Consider the following 14,766-nt stretch of genomic DNA (forward strand, 5'->3'; position numbering starts at 1 on the left):
AGGAGGATTTGTAATGAAAACATCAATCAATATCCAAGATCAATTTCTAAATCAATTGCGAAAAGATAATGCCAATGTGACAGTTTTCTTGTTAAACGGTTTCCAAATTAGAGGGCAAGTAAAGGGATTTGATAATTTTACTGTCCTATTTGAATCAGAAGGAAAACAACAACTTGTTTATAAGCACGCGATTTCAACATTTGCTCCTCAACGAAATGTATCGCTAGATATGGAACAAAAATAATAAAGTTGCCTTGTCGAGTCCGCAAATGATGCGGGCTTTTTCTTATGCTTTGACAATCTTGTTGGAAGAAATTCTGTTGTTCTATAATTTATATTTAATTAGTAACAATTTTGTTTTCACTAAAAAAACTTTAATGATTTTCCTCCAAATTGAATATATATGAACAAGAAGACTCTAACTTCTAATAATAGAATAGGCTAAATAACGACTTGAGATAACGACTAGGCTTTTGTCACAATTAAGGCAATCTTAGCGTATACTGGTGCAAGAGAATGTGAGGTGAAAGCTATTGGATCAGCCGATTCGTTTGAAAAATAATGGACAAATCAGTATTGTACTAAATTCTCAAAAAAGAAAAGCCTTAACAAAGGAAATACCCGAACCGAATGTTGTACAAAAAACCTTACAATCAGAGCATCTTGCTCTTAGAGAAATTGAAGAAGAATTAGCTGCCTTAGTAGGCATGGAAGAAATGAAGAGAATGATTAAAGAAATTTATGCCTGGATCTATGTGAACAAGAAGCGAGAAGAAGCAGGACTGAAAGCGGGAAAGCAGTCCCTTCATATGATGTTCAAGGGAAACCCTGGTACAGGGAAAACAACGGTAGCGAGGTTAATAAGTAAGCTATTTCAAAAAATGGATGTTTTGACAAAGGGACATTTGATCGAAGCTGAAAGGGCTGACTTAGTAGGAGAATATATTGGCCATACAGCTCAAAAAACGAGAGATTTAATTAAGAAAGCAATCGGAGGCATACTTTTTATCGATGAAGCTTATTCCCTCGGTAGAGGAGGGGAAAAGGATTTTGGTAAAGAGGCAATCGATACATTAGTGAAACATATGGAAGATAAACAGCATGATTTTATACTGATTTTAGCCGGATATTCAAAAGAAATGGACTATTTTTTATCTTTAAATCCGGGTTTACATTCTAGGTTTCCGCTAGTTATAGATTTTCCAGATTATTCGATTGAACAATTAATGGAGATTGGGCAAAGAATGCTGAAACAAAAAGAGTACGTACTTAGTAGAGAAAGTGAAAGGAAATTAAAAGATCACTTACTTTGGGTGAAAACAGTCTTAAATCCACAAACATTTTCTAATGGAAGATATATAAGAAATATTATCGAAAAGGCAATACGCGCACAATCCATGAGGCTTTTAATGCAAAGTCATTATGACCGCCATGAATTAATGACTATTAGAAGCAACGACTTAGTTTTTGAAGAAGATGATTGACCTTGTTTTAGCTCCGATTAATTTAGGAGCTTGTTTTTGTTATTAATAGAGATGGAAATTGAATTAAGCAGAGCCAGTCTCCTACCTTTTATCGTGGGCTGAAACGTGGCTCTGTTTTTTTACTATTTTATCTTTAATTTAACTTGAATTGTTTTGTAGGAAGTTTCCATTTATAAGTGTAAGATAATACTCTAAGGGCTGTAATTGTTATGAATAATATTATGAGTTCTACTGCTGATGTGAAAATATTTAATCCAATTAATAGCCCAGTAATAATGGCCCAAACAGCATAGATTTCTGATCGTAATACTAAAGGTTTTCTTTGTGCTAATAAATCACGAATCATTCCACCACCACTACCGGTTAATACTGCGGCAACGATAATTGCGCTTAATGGATGATTCATATCAGCAGCATAAAGTGCACCTTGTATAGCAAATGCTGATAATCCGATGGCATCAGTGAAGTTTCCCCACTTATGCCAATGCTTCAATAAGTGATGGGGAAAAATAATAATCAATGTAATAGACAAGAGGGCGATTTGAAAAAAAGTTCCCTGTTCCCACAATGTTGATACGGGTACCCCAATTAATAAATTACGGATGGCTCCCCCACCAAAGGCAGTGACAATACCTAAAATATAAATGCCTAATATATCATAATCTTCTTCCATTGCTACGATAGCACCGCTAATGGCAAAAGCAATTGTACCAATCATACTTAAAAAATCCCAAGTTAACATCACATATCACCACACGTTCTTAAAATCCTGCTAAAACACAAACATATAGATTTTAACATGAAAAAGCATGAAATCAATGATTTTCAATAAATAAATTTTTGTGGTAAACAATAATTATTGATTACTTAGCAGGGACATTTTGGATAACCGGAAATTTTCTCCCTTTAACGTAAAGAATAATTAGTGAATTACAAAAGAATTTGATATGATAATGATATGTTAAAAAGAAAGTAGGGCTTTAATGGAACAACAGTCTTTTAAAGAAAAAGCGATACTTGTCGGCTGTCAAACGACTGAAGACGATTTGCAATATAGTTATTCAATGGATGAGCTTGTGTCTCTAACAAAAACAGCTAAAGGTGAAGTGATTACAAGTGTTGTACAAAAAAGAGAGAGAATTCATCCATCTACATATATAGGAAAAGGGAAAGTTGAAGAAATATCACGCCTACAAGAAGAGACCGAAGCAGATGTGATTATTTTTAATGATGAATTATCTCCTAGTCAAGTTCGTAACTTATCCGAATTCATTTCGGCAAGAATTATTGATCGAACCCAGTTGATTCTTGATATTTTTGCTGGCAGAGCTCGTTCAAAAGAAGGGAAACTGCAAGTTGAACTAGCTCAATTAAAATATTTACTACCGAGATTATTGGGACAAGGAACAGCACTTTCACGCTTAGGCGGGGGAATTGGAACAAGAGGTCCAGGTGAGACAAAGCTTGAATCAGATCGCCGTCATATACGAAGGAAAATTGATGATATTGATAAGCAATTGAGGGCAGTTGTTCATCATAGAAAGCGTTATCGTGAAAGAAGAAAGAAGAACCAAGCACTGCAAATAGCCTTAGTAGGTTATACGAATGCGGGTAAATCGACCTTGTTTAATCGCCTAACCGAAGCTGATTCCTATGAAGAAAATCAATTATTTGCCACACTTGATCCAATGACAAGAAAAATGTCTTTACCAAGTGGATATACAGCTCTTTTAACCGATACAGTTGGATTTATACAAGACTTACCGACTACGTTAATTGCAGCTTTTAGATCTACTTTAGAAGAAGTAAACGAAGCGGATCTCATTTTACATGTAGTCGATATGTCTAATCCGGACTACACCCAACATGAACAAACCGTACAACAATTAATTGATGATTTAGAGCAGGAAGAGATTCCACAATTGATTGTTTATAATAAAAAAGATGAAGCACATGAAAGGTTCATTCCAACAAAAGGTAGGCACACGTTACAAATGAGTGCATTAAATGATCGTGATCGCTATTTGCTAAAAGAAGCAATTGAACATGCGGTCACCCAATTAATGGATTCGTATACTGCTGCAATCCCTGCTTCAGAAGGAAAGTTATTATCGCTCCTAAATACGGTGACTATTGTGCGGAGTAGTGAGTTTATAGAAGAAAAACAAATGTATTTGGCTAAAGGTTTTTACTTCAAAGATCATCCAATCACACAAATGCTAAATCATTATAGAGTATAGAAAGTAAAGGTGTAAATCATGTTCCAAAGCTTAATAAATGGAGAATCTCTTTCTGAGATTGTTCAAGAAGTAGAAAAAAAAATTTCTTGTGTGACACATAAAATAGAGGAAAGAATAGATGAGAATCAATTTCGGGTTCTGCGGAGTTTTCAAAAACACCGTGTAAGTGATAGCCATTTTATACCGTCGACGGGATATGGTTATGACGATGCGGGTAGAGATACTTTAGAATTAATCTATGCAGATGTCTTTGGTGGCGAAGCAGCATTGGTTAGACCACAAATCATTTCTGGTACGCATGCTATATCCACTGCGCTATTTGGTATTTTACGACCGGGGGATGACCTTTTATATATTACTGGTAAACCATACGATACGTTAGAAGAAATCGTCGGTATAAGAGGTAAAGGGGTAGGGTCTCTAAAAGAATTTCGTATTGGGTATGATGCGGTTGAATTGCAAGAGGATGGTACTGTTGATTTTGAGGTACTCAAAGAAAGAATGACATCCTCAACAAAGATGGTTGGTATACAACGTTCAAAAGGTTATGCGGAAAGACCATCATTTACAATAAATGAAATTAAAGAAATGATTCATTTTGTTAAGTCCATCAACCCTAAAGTCGTTATCTTCGTCGATAATTGTTATGGTGAATTTGTTGAAGAAATGGAACCTTGTCATGTTGGTGCCGATTTAATGGCCGGTTCCCTTATTAAGAACCCAGGCGGTGGATTGGCGAAAACGGGTGGTTACATTGTTGGAAAAAAAGCCCTTGTTGAAGCGTGCTCTTATCGATTAACTTCCCCTGGCATTGGAGCGGAAGCTGGAGCCTCACTATATAGTTTACAGGAGATGTATCAGGGTTTTTTCTTAGCCCCCCATGTAGTAGGACAAGCTTTGAAGGGAGCGGTTTTTACAGCTGCAATTCTCGAATACTTTGGGATGAAAACTAATCCAAGATGGGATGCAGAGAGAACAGACCTTATACAATCAGTACAATTTGGTGATGCTAAAATGATGGTTGCCTTTTGTCAAGCGATTCAATATGCTTCCCCAATCAACTCTCACGTTACTGCCTATCCAGCATATATGCCAGGATATGAGGATGATGTCATTATGGCTGCGGGTACTTTTATTCAAGGAGCAAGTATTGAGTTAACAGCAGACGGACCTATTCGGCCCCCGTTTGAAGCATATGTTCAAGGCGGATTAACCTATTCTCATGTAAAAATCGCCATTTGTACAGCGTTAGACCAATTATTAGAGAAAAAACTCATTCAAAAGTATTAATAAATATAGGGAAAGGAGGCGGATATACGCTGCCTTCTTTCAGTATTAGGAAAAAAGTTTGAAAATTTCATGATTTCCATGTGATAAAACATAACATTTTGTTGACAGATTATCTAACACGACATATAATAGGATATAAGATACAAAGAAATTAAAAGTAAAAGAATGAAGGAGGAGAGATGGTTGACTGGAAGTGAAATACGTCGTTCCATGCCGCTCTTTCCAATTGGCATTGTGATGCAGCTGACTGAGCTAACAGCAAGACAGATTCGCTATTATGAAGAACACCAATTGATTACTCCAGCTAGAACGGATACGAATAGAAGGCTATATTCATTGAATGATATTGATAAATTGCTAGAGATCAAAGATTTAATTGATCAAGGTGTCAATATGGCTGGAATAAAGCAACTATTCACAGTGAAACAACAACAAGAGATGGATGAACAAGCATTTAAGAAGCAAGAAGAAAAAGTGAGACACGATTTGTCAGATGACGAATTGAGAAAGCTTTTGCGTAAAGAATTTATGCAAGCAGGTAGGTTTACTCGATCGTCTTTAAGACAAGGTGATTTATCACGCTTTTTCCATTAAAATAAAAAATCTTTTCTTGACTTTAAAGGAGGAAACACAAGGTGGCAAAATTCACTAAAGAAGATATCACACGAATTGCTGAAGAAGAAAATGTAAAATTTATCAGATTACAATTTACTGACATTTTAGGAACAATTAAAAACGTAGAAATCCCAATTAGTCAGCTTGAAAAAGCTTTGGACAATAAAATGATGTTCGATGGTTCCTCAATTGAAGGTTTCGTTCGCATTGAAGAATCAGATATGTATTTATTCCCAGACTTAGACACATGGGTAGTCTTCCCTTGGACAGCTGAAAAAGGAAAAGTTGCACGTTTAATCTGCGATATTTATAATCCAGATGGTACGCCATTCGCGGGAGACCCTCGTAATAACTTAAGAAGAATCCTTAAAGAAATGGAAGACCTCGGCTTTACAGATTTTAACCTTGGACCAGAACCAGAATTCTTCTTATTTAAGTTAGATCAACAAGGTGAACCAACTTTAGAACTTAATGATAATGGTGGTTATTTTGATTTAGCTCCAACTGATTTAGGTGAAAATTGCCGTCGTGATATCGTTCTTGAGCTAGAAGAAATGGGCTTTGAAATTGAAGCTTCTCACCATGAAGTGGCTCCAGGGCAACATGAAATCGATTTTAAATATGCTGATGCACTTACAGCATGCGATAACATCCAAACATTTAAATTAGTGGTTAAAACAATTGCACGTAAACACGGTTTACACGCAACATTTATGCCAAAACCATTATTCGGTGTGAACGGATCAGGTATGCACTGTAACGTTTCATTATTTAAAGATGGTGTAAATGCATTCTATGATACAAAAGGTGATTTAGAACTTAGTGATACAGCACGTAATTTTATTGCAGGTATCATTAACCATGCACCAAGTTTCACAGCTGTAACAAATCCAACAGTAAACTCTTTTAAACGTTTAGTGCCTGGATATGAAGCTCCTTGTTATGTTGCTTGGTCTGCGAGAAACCGTTCACCACTTATTCGTATCCCAGCATCACGTGGTGTCAGTACACGTGTAGAAGTACGTAGTGTTGACCCAGCTGCCAATCCATACCTTGCAATGGCTGTTCTTCTTAAGGCTGGATTAGATGGTGTGAAAAACAACCTAACACCACCAGCTCCGGTAGACCGTAATATTTATGTTATGAGCAAAGAGGAACGTGAAGCTGAAGGTATTAAAGATCTTCCAGCTACACTTTATAGCGCGCTAGAACTTCTTAAACAAGATGAAGTAATGGTTGCTGCACTTGGTGAACATATTCTTGAGCACTTTATTGAAGCAAAAGAAATTGAGTGGGATATGTTCAGAACGCAAGTTCACCCATGGGAACGCGAGCAATATTTACAAATGTATTAATAGATAATACCAAAGTGGTTTTTCAGACTGTAGGTAAACTCGGTGTAATCGAGGTACCTACAGTCTTTTTTTATTTGAAAATATAAGAGGTGAGGATCATCCTTGAGGCGTTTATTATGAACCTCTTTACATTTAATTTATAGAAGTAGCCTTAACATCTGATTTTTCATAAAAACTTAAGAAGATGTAATATAAAATGGTCTTTTAACAAGGTAATATAGCCCGTACAACTCTTCATCTTCCACATATAGTATTAACATAATCATAGAAAGGAGGATGAGAATATGGGATATAATAATCAAAACTATTCAGACTCATACGGATATGATCATAATGATTGTGGCTGTGATGAGTTCTTTAGGAACATTTCCCGTGGTGAGGATGTGAAAGTATTCCTTAAAGGTGGCGGCCATGTGTTCGGAGAGTTTATCGATGTTCGTGGAAATTTAGTTTTCCTAGCAAAAGCTAACTGTAATCGTCACGATGATCGTCATGATGATCGTCACAAAGATTGTTGCAACAAGAAAGATCGTGTAAGGATTACTACGATCTGTTGTGATGATATCATTGCAGTTGAAACTCGATAGTAAGAGTCCTTTTTATGAGTCTAAAAGAAGTTCTTGCAAGGGGTATAACTGCTTCGTATCATCATTCAACTAATTAATAGAAACTAAAAAGGGTCTCAGATTAAAGCAGCCATAATGGCTGCTTTTTTATATTTGCTAGGATAGGTTTGAAAAACAAAAAAGGTCCACAGAGAAAAATAAAATGGTTTTTCAACAGGGGGATATAGCCCGTACAACTCTAAGACCATCCACATATAGTATTAACATAATCATAGAAAGGAGGAAGAAAAATGGGATGTAATAATAATTTCTATGGAAGAGGCTCAAGATATTCAGACTCATATGACAACAACAATCACGGTTGTGGTAATTACAGTAAAAACGACAATAAGGATTGTGGCTGTGATGAGTTCTTTAAGAATATCTCCCGTGGTGAGGATGTGAGAGTATTTCTTAAAGGCGGCGACCATGTGACAGGAGAATTCGTTGATGTTCGCGGTAATTTAGTTTTCTTAGCAAAAGCTAACTGTGATCGTCACGATGATCGTCACGATGATCGTCACGATGATTGTTGCGACAAGAAAAATCGTGTAAGAATCACTACGATCTGTTGCGATAATATCGTTGCAGTTGAAACACGATAGTTAGTAGTTTCTTTATTGTGTCTAAACAGATATGTATGCAAGGAGTATAACTGTTGAGTATTAACATTCAACTTGGTATCTCTTTATTAGATACTAAAAAGAGTCCAACCAAAGCAGCCATAACGGCTGCTTCTTTATTTTAGTTAGGATAGGATAGCAAATTAAAAGATAGAAACAAAGAGAAAATAAATGGTCTTTTAACAGGGGGATATAGCCCGTACACCTCCAATACCCTCGACATATAGTATTAACATAATGATAGAAAGGAGGAAGAGATATGGGATATAATAATTGTTTTTTTGGAAGAAGACCAAGATATTCAGACTCATATGGATATGACAACAACAATCACGGTTGTGGTAATTACAGCAAAGACGACAATAAGGATTGTGGCTGCGATGAGTTCTTTAAGAACGTTTCCCGTGGTGAGGATGTGAGAGTGTTTCTTAAAGGTGGCGGCCATGTGTTCGGGGAGTTTATCGATATTCGCGGTAATTTAGTCTTCCTAGCTAAAGCAGACTGTGATCGTCACGATGATCGTCACGATCATTGTTGTTGTGACAAGAAAGCTCGTGTAAGAATTACTACGATCTGTTGTGATGATATTGTTGCAGTTGAAGTATAAGGAACTTAGGAACCCCGTAAGTTGAGAGTGCTTTTACTGTGTTTTAATGGAAGCTTATATATGGGAAAATAACTATTGCTGAAACTAAAAGGCATCTTCAAATACCGTTTTAACGGCTGCTTCAGACTGTAGATAAACTCCTTAAATGAGTTTGTCTACAGATTTATTTATTAATAATAGGAAGAAAAAATATAAGTAATGATGCGGATAGTCGAAATCAATGAGAAATAGTTATTTTAAGCGATTTAGTACTTGTGGGTTATTGGGTATGTAAAATCAAGGGGGGCAATTGATTCATTTATGAACTGAATTTAAGGTGTATGTATGATGAAGTAGGTCGTTCAAGTTACCAATCAATTGAATAATTGGCATTTAATCATCCTAGCTATTTGTTTTCATGAAAAATGCTTTAATATTTATTTACCCATAAAACATCATGTCAAGTAGTAGGTATCAAATTTAAAAACATTAGCTCGTATTGAATGGATGAACAGTACTTCAGGAGAGTGGTTCTATGGGCTGTGTAAGACATACATATTACAATTTAAGAAGCAACACAAAACGTTAAACGAAAATGTGTTATGTCCCTTCCATAAAGGTGAAATAGAACTGTTTAAGCGGGTATTTCTAGCGCTAGAATAGTAGGTAAAAAGCGAAGTTGTCTAAATAAAATTTGTTCTTGTTATATACAACAAAAAACCGTTCATAAGAACGGAATAAAATTTTATTCTTGATCTTTTACTTTTAGGGTATCTAATAATTTTAAGATACCCTCACCTCCCATACCAGATACGAGAGAGATGATGAAAACAGCAGTGGGGGAATCCGGTGTTGTTGTCACAATGACAAATACGGCCGCCAGTCCTCCTAGTAAGATGTCTTCTAAGAACCCTAAATAAATGAATTTTTTCGTCATCCGTGGCTTGACTAGTTTGCCTAATCTCTGCAAATGTCCTGCAACACCGACAATTCCACCAATCAACGCAGCGAAGAGAATGTTCATTAACATTTTTCCTTCACACTCCTAAAGCCGAGATTTTTTTGCGACCTTAGGTTGATTCTTGGTGTAAATTTCATTATAATATATTTTTGTCTCGATGTAATGATTCTATTTTACTGAATTTTTTAAATTTTATAATTGTATGAGTAACATATAAAGATAATTGCAAACTATTAAAAAGGAGTGTCAATAATGACACTCTTTTTTAATGTATTTGACGATAAACACCAATAACTTTGCCTAAAATAGATACATTGTGCAAGATAATCGGCTCCATAGTAGGGTTTTCTGGTTGCAAGCGGATAAAGTTCTTCTCTTTAAAGAATCGCTTAACGGTGGCCTCATCATCTTCTGTCATAGCAACCACGATTTCTCCATTATTTGCTGTTTGTTGCTGCTTGACTATGACATAATCACCATCTAATATGCCAGCTTCAATCATACTTTCTCCCATAATTTCAAGCATGAAGATATTTTCATCACTCGGAGCCATTCTTTCAGGTAAAGGGAAATATTCCTCAACATTCTCAATCGCAGTAATGGGGTGACCAGCAGTAACCTTACCGATAATAGGTACGTTCACCGTTTGCACTTTAGGTATTGGGTTGCTCTCTTCTAGATTTAATACCTCAATGGCACGGGGTTTTGTCGGATCTCGACGAATAAGACCTTTACTCTCTAGTCTGGCTAGATGGCCATGTACGGTTGAACTTGAAGCAAGTCCAACAGCTTCACCTATTTCCCTAACGGAAGGTGGATAACCTTTTTGTTTTACTTCATCTTTTATAAAATTCAATATATCTTGCTGCCTCTTAGATAATTTCACGCTATCACGCACCTTCGTCAATTTCATTAAGATTATTATACCATCAGTAGTAAATAGATACAAACATAAGTTCGAATTTTCTTATTGACAGAAACAAATGTTCGCATTATACTAAAATTATTAAATCGAACATATATTCTATTCAGGGGTGGCAATTAATGATAAAACAATTGTGGAATTCTTATAGTTATGCTATTATTCTTATCGCTTTTAGTTTCGGTATGGTTTTCTTATTATTTTTGAACACTGGTAATGCAAATCAGGAGGAATATGTAAAAGTTGAAGTAAAACAAGGAGATTCTTTATGGAAAATAGCGGAGGAGTTTAAAGATGCCCATAATATGTCTTCTAAAGACTTTGTTGCTTGGGTAGAAGAATTTAATCATATACATTTAGGTAAAATACATCCTGGTGATACGGTATATCTTCCCATTACAAATGGTGAAATAATATCTGAAACAAATTTAGCTAGTGTGATATTAGAAGACTAAAGGAATGAAAGAGAATGAATGTAATTATATATTGCAGGGTGAGTACGACGAAGGATACACAGGAAACGTCTCTTGCTAGACAAGAAGAAGAACTTTTACATTTAGCGAGAATGAAGGATATGAATGTAGTTGAAGTCATACGTGAGAAAGCAAGTGGCTATGATTTAGAAAGAATTGGTGTGTTGCAATTATTGGAGTTACTTAAACAAAATCAAGCAGAGGCTGTTCTTATTCAAGATGAAACCAGGATTGGAAGAGGAAATGCTAAAATTGCCATCTTACATTGTATACTTAAAGAAAATGGGAAGATTTATACAATTGCCCATAATGGAGAATTGCAACTTTCAGATTCTGATTCTATGGTATTACAAATTGTTAGCATGGTTGAAGAGTATCAAAGAAAACTACATAATGTAAAAATAAAAAGAGGGATGCAAAAAGCTGTTCAAAAAGGCTTTCGACCTGAAAAAAATTTAAAAAACCAAGGAAATATAAACGGAAGAGAACGAATAGAGGTACCAATAGAAGAAATAGTAAAATTGAGACAAAATAACCTTACTTTTGCAGAAATTGCTGCAACGTTAAGAGGCTTTGGTTATAAAATATCTAAAGCGACAGTAAACCGTAGGTATAATGAATATATAGATAATATAGAGCAGATGGATAATGAATCATCATGATATAGGCATAATAAGTTAAGTCGATTGATTAGTTGTAATTCAACTAAAAAACTAAGAAATATTAGTACTGATACCAAGCAAGATAAAGGCATACTAAAAGATTCTACAATCGTTCGTGGGTTCAGACAAGTGAACTGTGAATGGTTATTTGTTTCCGAGGATTCATCCGTGTTTTTTCATTTAACGTTAGTTGTTAGTGAAAGTATTATTCCCTTATTCCCCTTATTTACATACATACGCTCCCTATATTAATAGTCTCACATTTTTAAGTTGAGAACACTGCTACATTGCCATACCTAATAATAAAGCAAGACGATACCAACTTATTGGCGTCTGAAATGAAAATCAAAAGATGATTGTAAAACTGCTTTCTTGTAAAATGCAGTCATATTTAGTAATATGGCTATTAAGTATCTTCTCCATATGGAATGAAGAACTTTTTGGATGGGAAGGAGTGTAGCACAATGATTTCAAAAGAAAAATTAGCGAGAATTAATTCGCTTGCTAAGAAAGCGAAAACAGAAGGTTTATCAGAACCAGAAGCAAAGGAACAATCTAAATTAAGAAAAGAATATTTAGAGAAGTTTAGAGCTTCTATGTTAAATACATTAAAAGGTGTTACTGTTATTGACCCTGAAGGTAATGATGTTACACCAGAGAAGTTAAAACGTGAACAAAATAAACCACTTCACTAAGATTGTGTTTATAAATTTTTAAAAGGAAACTGTCACGAACAGTTTCCTTTGTTGTTGTTTTATATGACAATTATATAATTTTTTACCTTTCTGGTTGTAACTGAAGGTGAAAGTCTATTATATTTAATTTGTAGGATATATATTGAAAGGATGTCGTTCATGTTCAACAAAACAGATGCTTTATCAATTAGTGCCATAAGAACATTGTCTATCGATGCAGTCGAGAAGGCAAACTCTGGTCATCCAGGAATGCCAATGGGAGCTGCGCCAATGGCGTATACTTTATGGACAAAGTTTATGAATCATAACCCCAAAAATCCTGATTGGTTTAATCGTGATCGCTTTGTGTTATCTGCGGGTCATGGGTCTATGCTTTTGTATAGTCTCCTTCATTTATCGGGATATGGTCTTTCTTTAGATGATATTAAAGAATTTCGCCAGTGGGGTAGTAAAACACCAGGACATCCTGAATATGGCCATACACCAGGTGTAGATGCGACAACAGGTCCATTAGGACAAGGGATTGCCATGGCAGTAGGGATGGCAATGGCAGAAAGTCACTTATCAGCTGAATATAATAAAGATGGCTACAATGTAGTAGACCACTATACATATAGTATATGCGGAGATGGAGACTTAATGGAGGGAGTGTCTGCAGAAGCAGCTTCTCTTGCTGGTCACCTTCAATTAGGAAAGTTGATTGTAATGTATGATTCTAATGACATCTCATTAGACGGAGATTTAGATCAATCATTTTCTGAAAGTGTAGCCGATCGTTTTAAAAGTTATGGCTGGCATTATCTTCGAGTAGAAGATGGAAATAATCTCGATGAAATTGCCCAGGCAATTGACAGCGCTCGTCAAAATACTACACAACCGACGTTAATAGAAGTTAAAACAGTAATTGGTTATGGATCCCCGAATAAGGCAGGCTCATCTGCTTCTCATGGTTCACCACTAGGCTCATCTGAATTAAAATTAACAAAAGATGCTTATGAGTGGACATTTGAAGAAGATTTTCATGTTCCTGAAGAAGTATATGCACACTTCAAACAAAATGTAGCTATTAACGGTGAAAAAGCAGATAGTGAATGGAAAGATCTTTTCGCTGCTTACAAAAAAAATCATCCGGAATTAGCAGAACAGCTAGAAGGTGCAATCAAAGGTGAATTACCAAATGGTTGGGATAAAGATATTCCCGTATATGAAGAAGGTAAAAGTTTAGCCACTAGAGCGTCTTCAGGGGAAGCTCTCAATAGTATTGCGAAGAACTTACCATCTTTCTTTGGTGGTTCAGCTGATTTAGCAGGTTCGAATAAGACGATGATTAAAGATGCAGAAGACTTCTCAGCAACTAATTATGCTGGAAAAAATATTTGGTTTGGCGTACGAGAATTTGCTATGGGTGCCGCTTTAAATGGTATGGCTTTACACGGTGGTCTAAATGTTTTTGGAGGGACATTCTTTGTATTCTCTGACTACTTAAGACCAGCTATTCGGCTTGCAGCATTAATGAAGCTACCTGTTACTTATGTTCTTACACATGACAGTATTGCTGTAGGTGAAGATGGACCTACTCATGAACCAGTTGAACAATTAGCAGCGCTTCGTGCCATGCCAAATTTAGCAGTTATTCGCCCAGCTGATGGAAATGAGACTTCAGCTGCTTGGAAGTTAGCGATTGAATCAAAAGATCAACCAACAGCACTTGTGTTAACTAGGCAAAATATTGCTACACTACCAAACTCAGCAGAGTTAGCCCCTGAAGGAGTTCAAAAAGGTGCTTATGTGATTGCAAAAGCAGAAAAAGAGCAACCAGATGCGCTTCTTTTAGCGACAGGGTCAGAGGTAGAATTAGCGGTGAAGGCTAAAGCTGCTTTAAAAGAAGAGGGCTTTGATGTGGCAGTAATCAGTATGCCGGATTGGAAACGATTTGATGCTCAATCAAATGAATATAAAGAATCTGTATTACCTAAAAATGTAACCAAACGTTTAGCCATTGAAATGGCAGCATCATTTGGCTGGCATAAATACGTCGGTCTAGAGGGCGACGTTTTAGGAATTGATCAATTCGGTGCTTCTGCACCAGGAGATATTCTAATAAAAGAGTATGGGTTTACTGTAGAGAACATCGTAAGTAAATTAAAAAGTTTATAAACATGAGCGAAGAGGGAATTTCCCTCTTCGTTTTTTTTCGACAAAAAAAGTAGAAATTTATAACAAAAAGAGACAGAAAATACAGAAATAAAATTTTA

16 protein-coding genes are annotated in these 14,766 nt (G+C 35.8%); 13 read left to right on the forward strand and 3 right to left on the reverse strand.

Translation table 11 applies throughout. The annotated features are described in order from the left end of the window. Positions 1 to 13: 13 nt before the first annotated feature. Together hfq and spoVK are read left to right on the forward strand one after the other, a co-directional pair. The gene (gene hfq / locus MKX83_RS10990; protein ID WP_095369447.1) at positions 14 to 244 is read left to right on the forward strand and encodes an RNA chaperone Hfq; all 231 of its coding nucleotides are present in this window, start codon (positions 14 to 16) and stop codon (positions 242 to 244) included. Positions 245 to 533: 289 nt separating this feature from the next. Then, on the forward strand, positions 534 to 1,484 hold the full coding sequence (gene spoVK / locus MKX83_RS10995; protein WP_095369446.1) for a stage V sporulation protein K: 951 nt from the start codon (positions 534 to 536) through the stop codon (positions 1,482 to 1,484). A gap of 133 nt (positions 1,485 to 1,617) precedes the next feature. On the opposite strand, the gene MKX83_RS11000 is transcribed toward spoVK, so the two are convergent. Beyond that, complete coding sequence (locus MKX83_RS11000) at positions 1,618 to 2,226, reverse strand: trimeric intracellular cation channel family protein (RefSeq protein ID WP_095369445.1); 609 nt, start codon at positions 2,224 to 2,226, stop codon at positions 1,618 to 1,620. Positions 2,227 to 2,467: 241 nt separating this feature from the next. On the opposite strand from MKX83_RS11000, the gene hflX reads away from it, so the two are divergent. The 7 genes from hflX to MKX83_RS11035 all read left to right on the forward strand — a co-directional run bounded on the left by hflX (position 2,468) and on the right by MKX83_RS11035 (position 8,819). Then, positions 2,468 to 3,724, forward strand: a complete 1,257-nt coding sequence (hflX, locus tag MKX83_RS11005) for a GTPase HflX (RefSeq protein ID WP_307314327.1) — start codon at positions 2,468 to 2,470, stop codon at positions 3,722 to 3,724. 18 nt (positions 3,725 to 3,742) lie between these two features. Next, positions 3,743 to 5,014, forward strand: a complete 1,272-nt coding sequence (locus tag MKX83_RS11010) for a methionine gamma-lyase family protein (RefSeq protein WP_341055315.1) — start codon at positions 3,743 to 3,745, stop codon at positions 5,012 to 5,014. Positions 5,015 to 5,197: 183 nt separating this feature from the next. Continuing rightward, on the forward strand, positions 5,198 to 5,608 hold the full coding sequence (locus MKX83_RS11015) for a MerR family transcriptional regulator (RefSeq protein ID WP_095369443.1): 411 nt from the start codon (positions 5,198 to 5,200) through the stop codon (positions 5,606 to 5,608). A 41-nt stretch (positions 5,609 to 5,649) separates the two neighbouring features. After that, entirely contained in the window at positions 5,650 to 6,984 is a 1,335-nt protein-coding gene (gene glnA / locus MKX83_RS11020) for a type I glutamate--ammonia ligase (protein ID WP_095369442.1), read from the forward strand. Between the two features lie 284 nt (positions 6,985 to 7,268). Then, entirely contained in the window at positions 7,269 to 7,571 is a 303-nt protein-coding gene (locus MKX83_RS11025) for a hypothetical protein (protein WP_095369441.1), read from the forward strand. A 269-nt stretch (positions 7,572 to 7,840) separates the two neighbouring features. Next, positions 7,841 to 8,194 carry a hypothetical protein gene (locus MKX83_RS11030; RefSeq protein ID WP_341055316.1) on the forward strand — a complete coding sequence of 118 codons (354 nt, stop codon included), beginning with the start codon at positions 7,841 to 7,843 and terminating at the stop codon, positions 8,192 to 8,194. Between the two features lie 439 nt (positions 8,195 to 8,633). Further along, the gene (locus MKX83_RS11035) at positions 8,634 to 8,819 is read left to right on the forward strand and encodes a hypothetical protein (RefSeq protein WP_157733734.1); all 186 of its coding nucleotides are present in this window, start codon (positions 8,634 to 8,636) and stop codon (positions 8,817 to 8,819) included. Positions 8,820 to 9,543: 724 nt separating this feature from the next. On the opposite strand, the gene MKX83_RS11040 is transcribed toward MKX83_RS11035, so the two are convergent. Both MKX83_RS11040 and lexA read right to left on the reverse strand, forming a co-directional pair. After that, complete coding sequence (locus tag MKX83_RS11040; protein WP_224936226.1) at positions 9,544 to 9,828, reverse strand: DUF4257 domain-containing protein; 285 nt, start codon at positions 9,826 to 9,828, stop codon at positions 9,544 to 9,546. Between the two features lie 196 nt (positions 9,829 to 10,024). Next, the gene (gene lexA, locus MKX83_RS11045; protein WP_095369436.1) at positions 10,025 to 10,672 is read right to left on the reverse strand and encodes a transcriptional repressor LexA; all 648 of its coding nucleotides are present in this window, start codon (positions 10,670 to 10,672) and stop codon (positions 10,025 to 10,027) included. Positions 10,673 to 10,803: 131 nt separating this feature from the next. Between lexA and yneA the strand changes: the two genes are divergently transcribed. From yneA to tkt, 4 genes are all read left to right on the forward strand, one after another. Beyond that, positions 10,804 to 11,136, forward strand: a complete 333-nt coding sequence (gene yneA, locus MKX83_RS11050; RefSeq protein ID WP_095369435.1) for a cell division suppressor protein YneA — start codon at positions 10,804 to 10,806, stop codon at positions 11,134 to 11,136. A gap of 14 nt (positions 11,137 to 11,150) precedes the next feature. Then, positions 11,151 to 11,816, forward strand: coding sequence for a YneB family resolvase-like protein (locus MKX83_RS11055; RefSeq protein WP_341055318.1), 666 nt, complete (start codon positions 11,151 to 11,153; stop codon positions 11,814 to 11,816). 464 nt (positions 11,817 to 12,280) lie between these two features. After that, complete coding sequence (locus MKX83_RS11060; RefSeq protein WP_095369433.1) at positions 12,281 to 12,511, forward strand: DUF896 domain-containing protein; 231 nt, start codon at positions 12,281 to 12,283, stop codon at positions 12,509 to 12,511. 159 nt (positions 12,512 to 12,670) lie between these two features. Further along, positions 12,671 to 14,668: a transketolase gene (gene tkt, locus MKX83_RS11065; RefSeq protein ID WP_095369432.1), complete on the forward strand. Its 1,998-nt coding sequence runs from the start codon at positions 12,671 to 12,673 to the stop codon at positions 14,666 to 14,668. Positions 14,669 to 14,766 lie beyond the last annotated feature (98 nt).

Origin of the sequence: Cytobacillus sp. FSL M8-0252 (genome assembly GCF_038007345.1) — a bacterium.
GTDB lineage: Bacteria > Bacillota > Bacilli > Bacillales > Cytobacillaceae > Cytobacillus > Cytobacillus kochii.

Coding starts and splice junctions, on each gene's coding strand:
- yneA (WP_095369435.1), top strand. CDS start 10,804: ATGATAAAACAATTGTGGAATTCTTATAGTTATGCTATTATTCTTATC.
- hflX (WP_307314327.1), top strand. CDS start 2,468: ATGGAACAACAGTCTTTTAAAGAAAAAGCGATACTTGTCGGCTGTCAA.
- MKX83_RS11055 (WP_341055318.1), top strand. CDS start 11,151: ATGAATGTAATTATATATTGCAGGGTGAGTACGACGAAGGATACACAG.
- MKX83_RS11000 (WP_095369445.1), bottom strand. CDS start 2,226: ATGTTAACTTGGGATTTTTTAAGTATGATTGGTACAATTGCTTTTGCC.
- MKX83_RS11030 (WP_341055316.1), top strand. CDS start 7,841: ATGGGATGTAATAATAATTTCTATGGAAGAGGCTCAAGATATTCAGAC.
- MKX83_RS11010 (WP_341055315.1), top strand. CDS start 3,743: ATGTTCCAAAGCTTAATAAATGGAGAATCTCTTTCTGAGATTGTTCAA.
- tkt (WP_095369432.1), top strand. CDS start 12,671: ATGTTCAACAAAACAGATGCTTTATCAATTAGTGCCATAAGAACATTG.
- hfq (WP_095369447.1), top strand. CDS start 14: ATGAAAACATCAATCAATATCCAAGATCAATTTCTAAATCAATTGCGA.
- MKX83_RS11060 (WP_095369433.1), top strand. CDS start 12,281: ATGATTTCAAAAGAAAAATTAGCGAGAATTAATTCGCTTGCTAAGAAA.
- lexA (WP_095369436.1), bottom strand. CDS start 10,672: ATGAAATTGACGAAGGTGCGTGATAGCGTGAAATTATCTAAGAGGCAG.
- MKX83_RS11025 (WP_095369441.1), top strand. CDS start 7,269: ATGGGATATAATAATCAAAACTATTCAGACTCATACGGATATGATCAT.
- MKX83_RS11040 (WP_224936226.1), bottom strand. CDS start 9,828: ATGTTAATGAACATTCTCTTCGCTGCGTTGATTGGTGGAATTGTCGGT.